This window comes from Pseudomonas argentinensis, assembly GCF_001839655.2.
Lineage (GTDB): Bacteria > Pseudomonadota > Gammaproteobacteria > Pseudomonadales > Pseudomonadaceae > Aquipseudomonas > Aquipseudomonas argentinensis_B.
This window is the reverse complement of record NZ_CP056087.1, coordinates 3,150,886-3,165,183: the sequence shown is the minus strand read 5'-3', so window position 1 is coordinate 3,165,183 and position 14,298 is coordinate 3,150,886. Positions and strand designations below refer to the sequence as shown.

At 64.7% G+C, this 14,298-nt stretch carries 10 protein-coding genes; 4 read left to right on the top strand and 6 right to left on the bottom strand.

Annotated features, from left to right (window positions below; genetic code table 11):
• Positions 1-28: 28 nt before the first annotated feature.
• The 4 genes from SA190iCDA_RS14025 to SA190iCDA_RS14010 form a co-directional block, all read right to left on the bottom strand.
• Positions 29-1,432, bottom strand: a complete 1,404-nt coding sequence (locus SA190iCDA_RS14025; RefSeq protein WP_070887512.1) for an efflux transporter outer membrane subunit — start codon at positions 1,430-1,432, stop codon at positions 29-31.
• A gap of 5 nt (positions 1,433-1,437) precedes the next feature.
• Complete coding sequence (locus tag SA190iCDA_RS14020; protein WP_070887394.1) at positions 1,438-4,614, bottom strand: efflux RND transporter permease subunit; 3,177 nt, start codon at positions 4,612-4,614, stop codon at positions 1,438-1,440.
• Between the two features lie 99 nt (positions 4,615-4,713).
• Positions 4,714-5,934 (bottom strand): multidrug efflux RND transporter periplasmic adaptor subunit MexE, encoded by a 1,221-nt coding sequence (mexE, locus tag SA190iCDA_RS14015; RefSeq protein ID WP_070887393.1) that lies wholly within the window; start codon positions 5,932-5,934, stop codon positions 4,714-4,716.
• 174 nt (positions 5,935-6,108) lie between these two features.
• Positions 6,109-7,026 carry a LysR family transcriptional regulator gene (locus SA190iCDA_RS14010; RefSeq protein WP_070887392.1) on the bottom strand — a complete coding sequence of 306 codons (918 nt, stop codon included), beginning with the start codon at positions 7,024-7,026 and terminating at the stop codon, positions 6,109-6,111.
• Positions 7,027-7,268: 242 nt separating this feature from the next.
• Here SA190iCDA_RS14010 and SA190iCDA_RS14005 point away from each other — a divergent pair, with 242 nt between their 5' ends.
• The gene (locus SA190iCDA_RS14005) at positions 7,269-8,285 is read left to right on the top strand and encodes a zinc-dependent alcohol dehydrogenase family protein (protein WP_070887391.1); all 1,017 of its coding nucleotides are present in this window, start codon (positions 7,269-7,271) and stop codon (positions 8,283-8,285) included.
• A gap of 111 nt (positions 8,286-8,396) precedes the next feature.
• On the opposite strand, the gene SA190iCDA_RS14000 is transcribed toward SA190iCDA_RS14005, so the two are convergent.
• The gene (locus tag SA190iCDA_RS14000) at positions 8,397-9,422 is read right to left on the bottom strand and encodes a LacI family DNA-binding transcriptional regulator (RefSeq protein ID WP_070887390.1); all 1,026 of its coding nucleotides are present in this window, start codon (positions 9,420-9,422) and stop codon (positions 8,397-8,399) included.
• A gap of 190 nt (positions 9,423-9,612) precedes the next feature.
• On the opposite strand from SA190iCDA_RS14000, the gene SA190iCDA_RS13995 reads away from it, so the two are divergent.
• Entirely contained in the window at positions 9,613-10,137 is a 525-nt protein-coding gene (locus SA190iCDA_RS13995) for a gluconokinase (protein ID WP_070887389.1), read from the top strand.
• Positions 10,138-10,261: 124 nt separating this feature from the next.
• Positions 10,262-11,638: a GntP family permease gene (locus tag SA190iCDA_RS13990; protein WP_070887388.1), complete on the top strand. Its 1,377-nt coding sequence runs from the start codon at positions 10,262-10,264 to the stop codon at positions 11,636-11,638.
• A gap of 64 nt (positions 11,639-11,702) precedes the next feature.
• Here the strand turns inward: SA190iCDA_RS13990 and SA190iCDA_RS13985 are convergent, their stop codons facing one another.
• Positions 11,703-12,476, bottom strand: coding sequence for an alpha/beta hydrolase (locus SA190iCDA_RS13985; protein ID WP_070887387.1), 774 nt, complete (start codon positions 12,474-12,476; stop codon positions 11,703-11,705).
• Between the two features lie 91 nt (positions 12,477-12,567).
• Between SA190iCDA_RS13985 and SA190iCDA_RS13980 the strand changes: the two genes are divergently transcribed.
• A complete protein-coding gene (locus tag SA190iCDA_RS13980; protein ID WP_070887386.1) occupies positions 12,568-14,007 on the top strand; it encodes an HD domain-containing phosphohydrolase in 1,440 nt (479 codons plus the stop codon).
• Positions 14,008-14,298 lie beyond the last annotated feature (291 nt).

Below are 14,298 nucleotides of genomic sequence, written 5' to 3'. Positions count from 1 at the left end.
CGTTAACCGGCCGGGGGAGGAAAAAGGATCAGGACGCCGGCTGCCAGCCGCCGCCCAGTGCCTTGTAGATGGCCACGATGCCCTGATACAGCTCGACCTCGGCCTGGGCCTGGCTGTCTTCGGCGGCCAGGCGTTCACGCTCGGCGTCGAGCAGCACCAGAAAGTCCGCGCTGCCTTCACGGTACTGCAGCGCGGCCTGGGCCGCCGCGGCGCGACTGGCCTCCGACTGGCGCACCAGCGACAGCAGACGTTGCTGGCGTTTGCCGTAGTCGCTGAAGGCGTTTTCCGACTCTTCCAGAGCCAGCAGCACCTGCTGCTCGTAACTGGCCAGGGCGCCGTCGGCATCCGCCTCGGCGCCACGCAGCCGGGCCCGGACGCTGCCCAGGTCGAACGCCGCCCAACTGATGGTCGGTGCCACGCCCCAGGCGCGCGCCGCCGAGGAGCCGAGTTGCGAGCCGCGCCCGGCGGTAAAGCCGAGGAAACCGGACAGGCTGACCCGCGGGAACAGATCCGCCGTGGCCACGCCAACCTGGGCGGTGGCCGCCGCCAGTTCGCGTTCGGCAGCGCGCACGTCCGGTCGGCGGCGCAGCAGCTCGCCGGGGTCACCGATCGGCAAGGCCTTGGCGATGGCCGGCAGCGGGCGCGGTGACAGGTCGACGCTCAGCGCATCGGGGCGCTGGCCGAGCAGGGTGGCGATGCGGTTGCGCGCCCGCACCTGCTGCGCCTGGAGCTGTGGCAGCGTGGCTTCGGTGGCTGCCAGGCGCGCGTCGGAACGCAGCACGTCCAGTTCGCTGCCCATGCCGACCTCACGGCGACGCTCGATGATGTCCCGCGACGATTGCTGGTTTTCCAGGTCGGAACGGGCGATGCCTTCGCGCAGCTGGGCGCCGCGCAAGGTGCCATAGGCGTCGACCAGCTCGGCGATCAAGCTGACCTGCAGCTGCTGGTAGTCGGCCTGGGCCACCTCGATCTGCGCTTCGCTGGCTTCCAGCTGCCGCTGGATGCGTCCGAACAGGTCGAGCTCCCAGGCCATGTCCAGGCCCAGGTCATAGCGCTCGGCGTTGACTCGCTGCTCGGTCACGCCGGGCTGCTGGGCCTTGCCGATCTCGCTGCTGGCCCGGCTGGTGACGGTGGGCAGGCGGTCGTTGGCGACGTCGTCGCGAATCGACCGGGCAGCGCGCAAGCGGGCGTAGGCCACACGCAGCTCGCGGTTGTTCTGCAGCGACTGCTCGACCAGCTGATCGAGGGTCGGGTCATCGAACTGCTGCCACCACTGCGCTTCGAAGCGAGCGGTGTCGTAGCCACCCTGGGCCGCTTGCGCGGACACCACGGCAGCGTCCTGTGGCGCCCTGTAATCGGGGCCGACCGCGCAGGCGCTGATGGCCAGCGCCAGGGCGGAGATCAGCAGGGTGCGCGACACCCGATGGGTCATCGAATTCATGCCTGGGCCTCCTGCAGACGGGCCTGTTGTTTGCGCGCCTCGCGTTTTTCCACGGAGGCGCGGATCAGCACATAGAACACCGGGGTGAGCAGCAGGCCGAAGAAGGTCACGCCGAGCATCCCGCTGAATACCGCGACGCCCATGGCATGGCGCATTTCCGCACCAGCGCCGCTGGACAGCACCAGCGGCACCACGCCCATGATGAAGGCGAAGCTGGTCATCAGGATCGGCCGCAGGCGCAGGCGGCAGGCTTCCAGCACCGCGGCGACGCGGTCCAGGCCATGCTCCTGCTGCTCCTTGGCGAACTCGACGATGAGAATCGCGTTCTTGCACGCCAGGCCCACCAGCACGATCAGGCCGATCTGGGTGAAGATGTTGTTGTCGCCACCGGACAGGATCACCCCGGTGATGGCCGACAGCAGCACCGTCGGCACGATCAGGATCACCGCCAGCGGCAGGCTCCAGCTCTCGTACTGGGCGGCCAGCACCAGGAAGGCGAGCAGCACGCAGAGCGGGAACACGAACAGCGCGGTGTTGCCGGCGAGGATCTGCTGGTAGGTCAGCTCGGTCCACTCGTAGCTCATGCCGTTGGGCAGTTCGTCCCTGAGCAGCTTGGCCATCGCCGCTTCGGCCTGGCCGGAGCTATAGCCGGGGGCTGCCGCGCCGTTGATCTCGGCGGTGATAAAGCCGTTGTAGTGCATCACCCGATCCGGGCCGGAGGTGTCGCTGACCTTGACGAAGGTCGACAGCGGAATCATCTCGCCACGGTTGTTGCGCACCTTCAGTTGGCCGATCTGCTCGGCGTCCAGGCGGAAGCGCTGGTCGGCCTGCACGTTGACCTGGTAGGTACGGCCAAAGCGGTTGAAGTCGTTGGCGTACAGCGAGCCCAGATAGACCTGCATGGTGTCGAAGATGTCATCAATGGCCACGCCATGGGTCTTGGCCTTTTCGCGGTCAAGGTTGGCTTCCACCTGGGGCACGTTGACCTGGTAGCTGGTGAACAGCCCGGCCAGCTCCGGTACGTTCTGGCTCTTGGCGATGATGTTCTGGGTCTGCTTGTACAATTCCTCGTATCCCAGGCTGCCACGGTCCTGCAACTGCACCCGGAAGCCGCCGATGGTACCCAGGCCCATCACCGGGGGCGGCGGGAAGATCGCGATGTAGGCTTCCTGGATGCTGGCGAACTGGCCGTTGAGATCGGCGGCGACGGCGTTGGCGCTCAGCGACGAATCCTCGCGCTGGTCGAAATCCTTGAGGGTGACGAACACGATGCCGCTGTTCGGGCTGTTGGTGAAGCCGTTGATCGACAGGCCCGGGAACGACACGGTGTTTTCCACACCTGGATGCTTGGCGGCGATATCCGACATGCGTTTGATCACCGCCTCACTGCGATCCAGGCTGGCGGCGTCCGGCAACTGGGCGAACGCCACCAGGTACTGTTTGTCCTGGGGCGGCACGAAGCCGGTCGGCGTGCTGGAAAAGCCCAGGTAGGTCAGTCCCATCAGGCCCGCATAGAGGATCAGGGCGATGCCGCTGCCGCGCACCACACGGCGTACGGTGCCGACGTAGCCATGGCTGGCCCGCTCGAACACGCGGTTGAAGGGGTTGAACAGCCAGCGGCCGAACAGCCGGTCGAGCACCACCGAGAAACGGTCCTTGGGCTCGTGATGACCTTTGAGCAATACGGCGGCCAGGGCCGGCGACAGGGTCAGCGAGTTGAAGGCCGAGATCACCGTGGAGATGGCGATGGTCAGCGCGAACTGCTGGTAGAACTGCCCGGTAAGCCCGGAAATGAACGCCGTCGGCACGAACACGGCGCAGAGCACCAGGGCGGTGGCGACGATCGGCCCGGTGACCTCCTTCATGGCCTGGCGGGTCGCCTCCAGCGGCGTCTTGCCCAGACCGATATTACGTTCGACGTTCTCCACCACGACGATGGCGTCATCGACCACGATGCCGATCGCCAGCACCAGGCCGAACAATGACAGGGCGTTGAGCGAGAAGCCGAACATATGCATGACCGCGAAGGTGCCGATCAACGACACCGGCACGGCGACCAGGGGGATGATCGACGCGCGCCAGGTCTGCAGGAACAGGATGACCACCAGCACCACCAGCACGATGGCCTCAAGCAGGGTGTGCACCACCGCCTCGATGGAGCCGCGTACGAAGATGGTCGGGTCGTAGACGATCTCGTAGTCCACGCCCTGGGGGAAGCTCTGCTTCAGTTCGGCCATGCGCTCGCGCACCGCATCGGAAATGGCGATGGCATTGGAACCGGGGCGCTGGAAGATCGGCATGGCCACGGCGGGCTTGTTGTTGAGCAGCGAGCGCAGGGCGTATTGCTTGGAGCCCAGCTCGATCCGGGCGATGTCCTTGAGGCGGGTGATCTCGCCGTTCTCGCCGGCGCGCACCACGATGTTCTCGAACTCCTCCTCGCTGACCAGGCGGCCCTGGGTGTTGATCGACAATTGGAAGCTGTTGTCGCTGGCCGCCGGTGGCGCGCCCAGCGAGCCGGCCGCCACCTGGCGGTTCTGCTCGCGGATGGCGTTGACCACGTCGGTGGCCGTGAGCCCGCGGGAAGCGACCTTGTCCGGGTCCAGCCACACACGCATCGAGTAGTCGCCCAGGCCGAACAGCTGCACGTCACCGACGCCATCGAGGCGAGCCAGCTCGTCCTTGATGTTCAGCGAGGCGTAGTTGGACAGGTAGAGCATGTCGTAGGCGTCGTTGGGCGAGGTCAGGTGCACCACCATGGTCATGTCCGACGAGGCCTTGTCGACCGTCACGCCAAGGCGCTGCACTTCGGTGGGCAGCGTCGGCATGGTACGGGTGACGCGGTTCTGCACCTGGACCTGGGCGGTATCCAGATTGGTGCCCAGGGCGAAGGTGATGGTCAGCGTCATGCGCCCGTCGTTGGTCGCCTGGGATGACATGTAGAGCATGCCCTCGACGCCGACGATGGCCTGCTCCAACGGCGAGGCCACGGTTTCGCCGATCACCTTGGGGTTGGCACCGGGGAAATCGGCACGTACCACCACGGTGGGCGGCACCACTTCCGGGTATTCGCTGATCGGCAGCTGGAACAGCGAGATGGCGCCGCCGATCAGGATGATCAGCGACAGCACGGCGGCGAAGATCGGCCGCTGGATGAAGAACTGCGAGAAGTTCATCGTTAATGTCCTTGTGATGCGGGCACAGCCCAGCCTGCCCACGCCATGGGCGGCGCGAGCAGGTCTCGGGTAGGAAGGTGGAGAGGGCGAGGCCCGCTGTTACTTGAGGCTGACCTTCAGGGGTTCGTCATTGCGCGCCGAGGCCACTGCCTTGCGCTGCTTTTCCAGGGTCGCCAGGGTCTTCTCGTCGGCCATCGGCACGGCTTGCGGATCCACGGTGCTGCCCGGAATGGCGCGCTGCAGGCCATTGACGACCACGCGGTCACCCTTGGCCAAGCCGCTGCGCACGATGCGCAAGCCTTCCAGCTTGGGTCCAAGTTCCACGGAGCGGTAGGCCACGGTATTGTTGTCACCGAGCACCAGCACGAACTTCTTGCCCAGGTCGGTGCCGACCGCGACGTCCTGGATCAACATGGCGTCGTAGGTGTCGCTACCGACCAGCTTCAGGCGCGCATACAGGCCCGGGGTGAACTGGCCATCACGGTTGTCGAACACGGCGCGGCCGCGGATGGTGCCGGTGCGCGGGTTGACCTGGTTATCGAGAAAGTCCAGCTGGCCCAGGTGCGGGTTGCCGGTTTCATTGGACAGGCCCAGGTAAACCGGGCTCTTGCCGCGGCTGTCGTGACCGGCCTTGCGAGCCAGTTCGGTGTACTTCAGGAAGGCGCGCTCGTCGGCATCGAAGTAGGCGTACACCTTGTCGGTGGAAACCAGGGAGGTGAGCAGCGATTCGCTGGCAGTGACCAGGTTGCCGGCGGTGACCTCGGCGCGGCTGACGCGGCCATCGATGGGCGCGGTCACCCGGGTGAAACTGAGATTGAGGCGGGCGTTGTCGAGTTCGGCCTGAATGCCGGCCACCGCGGCCTGGGCTTCCTGGGCCGCGCTCTTGCGCGCATCGGCCAGCTCGGTAGAAATCGCGTTGCTTTCACGCAGGCGCTCGCCACGCTGGGCTTCGCTGCTGGCGCGAACCTGATTGGAGCGGGCTTGCTGCAGTTGGGCCTCTAGGCGTTTGACTTCGGCCTGGAAGGGGCGCGGGTCGATCTGGAACAGCAGGTCGCCTTTCTTCACCAGTGCCCCTTCGGTAAAGCTCACCTTGTCGATGAAGCCGGAAACCCGGGGGCGAATCTGCACCGATTCCGGCGCTTCCAGGCGGCCGGTGAATTCATCCCACTCGTTGAGAGGCTGTTGAATGACTTCGGCCACACTGACCTTGGGAGCAGGCATCTGCTGTGCGGTTTCCTGATTCTTGCCACAGGCCGCCAGCACCAGTGCTGCGGTAAGGGCCAGGGGAAATTGCCAGAGCCGTGGATTGGGCTGTTCCATGATTGCGATCCGCCAAGAGGGAGTGATGGAGGCGGAGTCTGGTCGCTGCAACATCCGGGCACGAATCGAACGCCACGAAAATAAATATCATCGCGAATGATGATATTACCCGTTGGAATATAAAAAGAAAGCTACCTATCTATTTAATCTAGGCCTGCTAGCCGATCCCACGTGCTATTCCAGGCTGTCGGGATCACCGAAGAACATCTGGATCCGCGAGCGCAGCCAGCGCTCGGCCGGGTCGTTATCCTGGGCGCCACGCCAGGCCATGGACATCTCGAAGCTGTCGCTTTCGAAGGGTAGGTCTTCGGCGCGCAAGCCGCCAGCCGCAGTGAGCGCGGCGGCGGTGTAGTCGGGCACCACGGCGATCAGGTCGGTGCCCGCCAGCAGGGTGCCCAGGCCGTTGAATTGCGGCACGGCGAGCACCACCTTGCGGGTGCGACCGAAACGCGCCAACAGGTCGTCGACGAAGCCGTTGAGGTCGCCGGCGAAGGACACCATGGCATGGGGGCGAGCGCAGTATTCGTCGAGGCTCAACTTACCGGGTATAGCATCGGCACGCAGCAGCTTCGGCCTGCTGCGCCGCAGCGTCTTGCGCTTGGCGTTGGCCGGCAGCTCCTCGGTGTAGCTGACACCCACCGAGATTTCCCCGGAGGCGAGCAGGTTGGGCATCAGCAGGTAGTTGGCGCGACGCACCACCAGCACCACGTTGGGCGCTTCGGAGCGCAGGCGGCGCAGCAGGGCGGGGAGCAGGGCAAACTCGACGTCGTCCGACAGGCCGACACGGAACACCGCGGTACTGGTGGCCGGGTCGAACTCCGAGGCGCGGCTGACCGCCGTGGAGATCGAATCCAGCGCCGGTGAGAGCAGGGCGAAGATTTCCTGGGCCCTTGCGGTCGGCTCCATGCTGCGGCCGGTGCGCACGAACAAGGGGTCGTCGAACAGGTTGCGCAGCCGCGACAAGGCCGCGCTGATTGCCGGCTGGCCAAGAAACAGTTTCTCTGCCGCACGGGTCACGCTGCGTTCATGCATCAGCGTTTCGAACACGATCAGCAGGTTGAGATCGAGACGGCGCAGGTCGTTGCGGTTCATCCGGGTTCCAAATGTGCGGGCTTGCCAGAGCGGGACGCTGGTGAGAGCCTTGTCCGCCAATAGTACGAGCACTTGAGCGCATTGGGAAAGACACCGGTATCATTCGCATATCCACACGTTGTGCCGGCCTATATCACTGCCAGGCATGACGACTATTAGTCGTGTCGGGTGGTGTGCACCCAGGTCTGCAGATAAAGTCGAATCCAGTGAATGACCCAATCCGCGATCAGTTGAGGTTGACGATGTCCCGCATGATCCGTTTCCACAAGTTCGGCGACGCCAGCGTATTGCAGTGCGAAGAAATGCCGACACCCACTCCGAACGCCGGGGAGGTGCTGGTACGTGTCCAGGCGCTTGGCGTCAGCTGGGGTGACGTGCTGTGGCGCCAGAACCTGGCGTCCGAGGAAGCCAAATTGCCCTCCGGTGTCGGCTCCGAGCTGGCCGGTATCGTAGAAGCCGTGGGCGAGGGCGTCGACGATCTCGCGGTCGGCACGCCGGTGGCCGCGTTCCCGGCCAACACGCCCAACCGTTACCCGACCTGGGGTGATGTCGTGGTGGTGCCGCGCTATGCGCTGACCCGTTACCCCGACGTGCTCAGCCCGGTCGAAGCGAGTATCCATTACACCGGCCTGCTGTTCGCCTATTTCGCCATGGTCGACCTGGCCAAGCTCAAGGCCGGCCAGCACGTGCTGATCACCGAAGCCTGCCATTGCCTGGCGCCACAGTCGGTGCAGCTGGCCAAGGCGCTGGGCGCCAACGTCATCGTGTCCACCAGCGTGCCGGGCAGCCGCGACTTCCTGCGCGAGCTGGGCGCCGACAAGATCATCTTTACCGAGGAGCAGGACCTGGTCCTCGAGGTCGAGCGCTACACCGAAGGCAAGGGCGCCGAGGTGATTCTCGACCACTGCGCCGGCCAGCAGCTCAAGCTGCTCGGTGACGTGGCCGCTACCCGCGGCAAGCTGATCCTCTATGGCCTCAACGGTGGCAATGACACCGCGTTCCCGGCCTGTGCCGCGTTCAAGAAGCACCTGCAGTTCTTCCGTCATTGCGTGCTGGACTTCACCGGGCACTCGGAACTGGGCATCGAGCAGGATCATGCTGCCGTGCAGCGCGCGCTGGATCACATCAACATGCTCACCGCCGATGGACTACTCAAGCCGCGGATCGACAAGACCTTCGCCTTCGAGGAGTTCGCCGAATCGCATCGCTACATGGAAGCCTGCCCCGAGCGTGGACGGGTCGCCCTGACGCTGGAGTGATCAGCCCCAGAACCAAGAAAAGCCCGGTATCGACCGGGCTCTTTTCTGGGGCGACACATCCTTGTGTCAGGCTTGCAGCATCGCCCAGATCCATTGCGATTTGATGACGCCCTAGCTGCTTTCGCGCACCCGCAGTTCGAACCCCAGGTCGATATTGGGCGTGGCGGGGCGGCCATCGAGCATTTTTAGCAGCAGGTTGGCGGCCTCGCGGCCCACTTCGGTGCGCGGTGTATGGATCGATGACAGCCGCGGCACGGTATGCGCAGAAGCCGGCAGGTCGTTGAACCCGACCATCGCCACACGGCCCGGCACGGCCATGTCGCAGCGTTGCGCCTCGAAAAGCGCGCCCTGGGCTAGGTCGTCGTTACAGAAGAAGATGCCGTCGACATCCGGGTGGCGCTGCATTAGCTCGCGAAACAGCTGGCAACCCAGGCCAATGGACGAGGGCAGAGGGTGCAGCAGCTCGAGGGCCGGGTCATAGACGCCCGCCGCATGCAGGGCGCGGCGAAAGCCTTCGCCGCGCTGCATCACCCGGGGATCCAGCTGCGCCGCCACATAGGCCAGCCGCTTGCGGCCTTGCTTCAGCAGGTGTGCGGCTGCCGCTTCGCCTGCGGCCTGCTGGGAGAAACCGACACTGGCGATACCTGGCGCATCGCTCAACTCCATCATGTGCACACAGGGAATACCGCTGGCGCTGAGCAGGTGTCGCGTGCCTTCGGTGCGGTCGAAACCGGTCAGCAACATGCCCATCGGCCGGTACGGCAGGTAGTTGCGCACCAGTCGCTCTTCCTCGTCGCGGCAATAGTGGTAGTCGCCGATCAATACCTCGATACCGCGCGGGCGCATCACCTCGTGAATGGCCTCCAGCGGTTCGATGAACAGCTGGTTGGAGAGCGACGGAATCAGCACCACCACCGAGGTGCCGCGCGCCGACGCCAGGGTTCGCGCCGCCGGGTTGGCCACGTAACCCAGCTCATCGGCGGCCTTGCGCACCCGTTCGGCGAGATCGGCACCCACCGTGGCCACGCCGCGCAATGCCCGCGACGCCGTGATGGTCGATACCCCGGCGCGTTCGGCGACCTGCGCCAGGGTCGGCATGCCGAGGGTGCGGGAACTGCTGTGGGTCGGGGATTTCATCGCCAGGGGTTGTCATCGGCCGGAGTTGCTGGTTAAGGTAGCGCTGTCTCAAAGGCTTGGCAATCGACCGCGATGCGTCAGCAGCCGCTGAGCAGCAGGAACCGGCGTATAACAGTTACAACATCTGAAGCCGCTGTCTTGCGCATTGTTTTATGCGCCAAAGATAGCGCTGTCTTCTGCTGGAGTTGCAATGAGCAAACCGATAACCGCAGTGGTCGTCATGGGCGTATCCGGATGTGGCAAAAGCTGCGTCGGCGAGTCGATCGCCAACCATGTCGGCGGTTACCTGATCGAAGGTGACCAATTTCATCCGCCCGCCAATATCGAGAAGATGAGCGCGGGAATTCCCCTCGATGACGATGACCGTGCCGAGTGGCTGGCCCGCCTGGGTCAGGAGCTGACCCGCGCACTCGAGATTCATCCCCATCCCGTACTGACCTGCTCGTCACTCAAGCGCAAGTACCGCGACCGGCTGCGCGAAGCCGTGCCTGGCCTGGGCTTCGTGTTTCTCGAACTGTCCCGCGGGGAAGCCGCCCAGCGCGTTGGCAATCGCCCGGGCCACTTCATGCCCGCCAGCCTTATCGACAGCCAGTTCGCCACCCTGGAGCCGCCCTTTGGTGAGCCTTCGACGCTGGCGCTGGATGCCACGCAACCCATCGATACCCTTGGCCGCAAGGCCGCTGACTGGTGGCGGGCGTCCGACGACGACCGCTGACCGTGCACCCATGGATCTCCCATAACAAAGACAAGTGGAGGCGACATGAATACCAAACATCAGGCTGAGCTGTACTGCACACCCTTCGATCACCAGACCGCAGGCCTGGAGGAGGGCGCTCATCATGAATGAGGTGACCACCACCCTTGGCGCCGGGCCACTGCTGTCCATCGCCGCTGGCGCCGTTCTGCTGCTGTTGCTGATGATCATCCGCTTCCGCCTGCATGCGTTCCTGGCGCTGGTGCTGGTAAGCATCTTCACGGCCCTGGCGACGCAGATTCCCTTCGACAAGATCGTGCCGACCCTACTCGGCGGCTTCGGCACCACGCTCGCGGCGGTGGCCTTGCTGGTCGGGCTTGGCGCGATGATCGGCCGCCTGCTGGAAATCACCGGCGGCGCCCAGGTGCTGGCCGACACGTTGATCAACAAGTTCGGCGAACAGCGGGCGCCATTTGCGCTGGGCGTGGCCTCGCTGCTGTTCGGTTTTCCGATCTTCTTCGACGCCGGCCTGGTGGTCATGCTGCCGATCATCTTCAGTGTGGCCAAGCGCTTCGGTGGTTCGACGCTGACCTACGCACTGCCCGCGGCAGGTGCCTTCGCGGCCATGCACGCCCTGGTTCCACCACATCCTGGTCCGGTGGCCGCCGCCGAACTACTGGGGGCGAACATTGGCCTGCTGGTTATCGTTGGTGCCGTGATCGCGATTCCGACCTGGTACTTCGGCGCCTATCTGTTCGGCCGCTGGGCCGGCAAGCGTTTCGATCTCAAGCTACCGAGCAGCTTCCTGACCGATGTGCCGCGCGACGAGACCGTCACGCCACCGGCTTTCGCCCTGGTCATGACCATCCTGCTGCTGCCGCTGCTATTGATCTTCCTCGATACCGGGCTCAATACGCTGACCGTGATGGGCGCCGTCGACGGCAGCAGCAACTGGGTGCAGTTCCTGCGCATGCTCGGCAAGACCCCCGTGGCGCTGTTGATCACCGTGCTCTTCGCGCTGATCGCGTTCAGCGGCCGGCATAGCCGCCAGCACCTGGAGAAGGTTTGCGAAGGCGCGCTCGGGCCGATCTGCTCGATCATTCTGGTCACCGGGGCAGGGGGCATGTTCGGTGGTGTGCTGCGCACCAGCGGTATTGGTGACGCCCTGGCGGGCACCCTGTCGGACACCGGCATGCCGGTCATCCTCGCCGCCTTCGTGATTTCCGCGGCGCTGCGTGTGGCCCAGGGTTCGGCTACCGTGGCACTGACCACCACCGCCGCGCTGGTGGCACCGATGGTCGCCGCCACGCCCGGGCTGAGCGAGTTCGACCTGTGCTTTATCGTGGTGGCCATTGCAGGTGGTGCGACGGTGCTGTCCCATGTCAACGACTCCGGCTTCTGGCTGGTCAGCCGCTTCCTGGAAATGGACGAGAAGACCACGCTGAAAACCTGGACGGTGATGGAAACGCTGCTCGGTGGCATCGCGTTCATTCTCGCCGTTATCGGTAGCCTGATCCTGTAGCGTGAAAACGCCGGGGCCTTCATCGCGATGAAGGCCCCGGCGCGGTGTCAGCAACCGCTCTGGGTCATTGCCCAGCCACTTCATGCACCGCGTGGAGAATCACCTTGGCGACCTCGGCCGGTTTGGACTGCTGCGGCACGTGGCTGCTATCCACTTCGCTCAGGTGCGCCCCGATGCGCTTGGCGGAAGCGCGCTGAACGTCCGGGTGAATCATCCGGTCCTGGGTGGCGAGCAGGTACCAGGACGGCTTGGTCTTCCAGGCTGCAGCGGTAACCTTGTCTTCGAACGCGGACGCCTTGATCGGGCCCTGGGTAGCGGTCATCACGGCGGTCTGGGCGGCCGGCAGGTCCTGGGCGAAATCGCTGGCCATGCCTTGGGGCGTCAGGTAGATGAAACCGTTGCTATCGGTCTTCAGCTGGCTGATGCCGGGCGGCGTCGGCGCCCCTTTACCCTGTTCGCCGCTGGTTTGCCCGGCTTGCGGTGCAAAGGCCGCCACGTAGACCAACGCGCTGACCTTGTTGTCGTTGCCAGCTTCGGTGATGACTGTACCGCCCCAGGAATGGCCGACCAGAACGACCTTGCCACCCTGATTGTTCAGCACGCGCTGGGTGGCAGCCACGTCGTCAGCCAGGGAGGTAAGGGGATTCTGCACCACGGTGACGGTAACGCCTTCGGCCTGCAGCAGCGGCACCACCTTGGCCCAGTCGGAACCATCGGCGAAGGCGCCGTGAACGATCACCACCGAAGGTGAGGTGCCAGCGGCGTAGCTGGTGCCAAGGGTCAAGGTGCTGCCGATGGCGAGTGCGATTGCAGCGATTTGAGATTTGACGGTTTTCATTGCATAAACTCCTGTGTGGGTGTGGTTCAAATTCTGCTGGCCAAGCCGCCTGGCCGGTATCGGTCATTTATCCGATCTAAGGACTGTTCTAGTGAGCGACGCTCCGTCACTTCTCGTTTCTGCGGGTGCGGCACTGGCTGCCATCGCCCAGGTCGGCGATCTGAGCATGGGTCAACCTCTGGGGCATTCGATGCGCGTCGCCAGGCTGGCCAGGCAATTGGCGCAAGCGAGCCTGGGCGAGGGCGCCCATCTCGATGTGGCCGAGCAGGTCGCCTTGCTGCGCTGGTCCGGCTGCACCGCCAACGCTGAGGGGTTCAGTCATCTGCTGGGCGATGACGTCGACGGGCGCCGCGCCATGCTCGATCAAACCCTGGGCGCCGACCATATGCGCGCCGTGCATGAAGCCGGTTCGCTCGCCGTCGTGCACTGCGAGGTGTCGGAACAGGTGGCGAGCACGCTGGGCCTGGGCGCGGATGTCGAAGCGGCGCTGTACCGAGTCTTCGAAACCCATGATGGCTCCGGCCGACCGGCTGGGCTAAGTCACGGGCAGATTCCCGAGGCGGTCTACCAGGTGGTGCTGGCCGGTGATCTGGAAATTCTCAGCCGCACCCACGGACTGCAGACAGCACTGCAATGGATTGGCGGGCAGGGCGACCGGCGTTATCCCGCGAAGCTGGCGGCATTTCTGCAACGTCACGCCGGTGGCTGGCTGGCACAGTTGGCGCATGACGAGGCGCCTGGTGACAAAGCGCCGTCCCGCAGCCAGGTACCCCTGAGCCTGGTGGGCGATGTGATCGACCTCAAGCTGCCGTGGCTGGCAGGTCATTCGAGGCAGGTTGCGGATATTGCCGTCCAGGCAGGTCGGCTGTGGGGCTTGCCCGACGCCGCGCTGGTCGAGCTCGGTCAGGCTGCGCTCGTGCACGGCCTGGGCCGGGCGGCAGTCTCCAACCATATCTGGAACAGCATGGGGGCTTTACCGTTCGGTGCTGCAGAGCGCGTTCATCTGGTGCCGTACTGGACGCAAAAAGCCTGCAAGCCCATCGCCGAACTGCAGCGCCCGGGAGACATTGCCGCCCATGCCTATGAACGGCTCGACGGCAGCGGCCATTTCCGCGGCCTGGCCGCTGACGCCCTGAGCCAAGAGCACCGTTTACTGGCGGCCGCAGTTGCCTGGGTAGCACTGCGCAGCACAAGGCCATGGCGATCGGCCCACGATATGGCCCAGGCGCAGAGCGCGCTGCGCCAGGATGCCAGCCGCGGCGTGTTCGACAGCGACATATGCGAAACCGTGATCGCGGCCGCTGCAGGCAAGCAGCGGCCGCCTCAGCAGAGAAGCGCGCTGTTGAGTGCCCGGGAATGCGACATCCTTTCCGAGATAAGCCGCGGTGCCAGCAACAAGGAAGTGGCGCGCAGGCTGTCGATCAGTCCCAGCACCGTGCGCACGCACATGGAGAGCATCTTTCGCAAGCTGGAGTGTTCAACGCGGGCAGCCGCCACCTTGAAGGGCCTGACCTTGGGGCTGATTTCGTAAGGAACGCGGCCGGCGGAAATACTGAACCTGGAGCGTCACGACGGTGGTCGAATTGCCAGGACTCACCACAGCCTGGCCGAGGTTTGCAATGCACAATCGTTTGGTAAGAGCCATGAAGGCGACCTTGATCGTCGGCGGATTCTTCTGTGCCTGTCTGTTCGTGTTCATTGCCGTCGGCATTCTGATGGGGGCGTGATTTGCTGAGTGAGCGCTCAATAGGCACTGTGAGTGCCTGGCGGGACAGAGGCGGATTTGAGCGTTGAAAACTGACCGCTTGAGCCTGGCAAACCA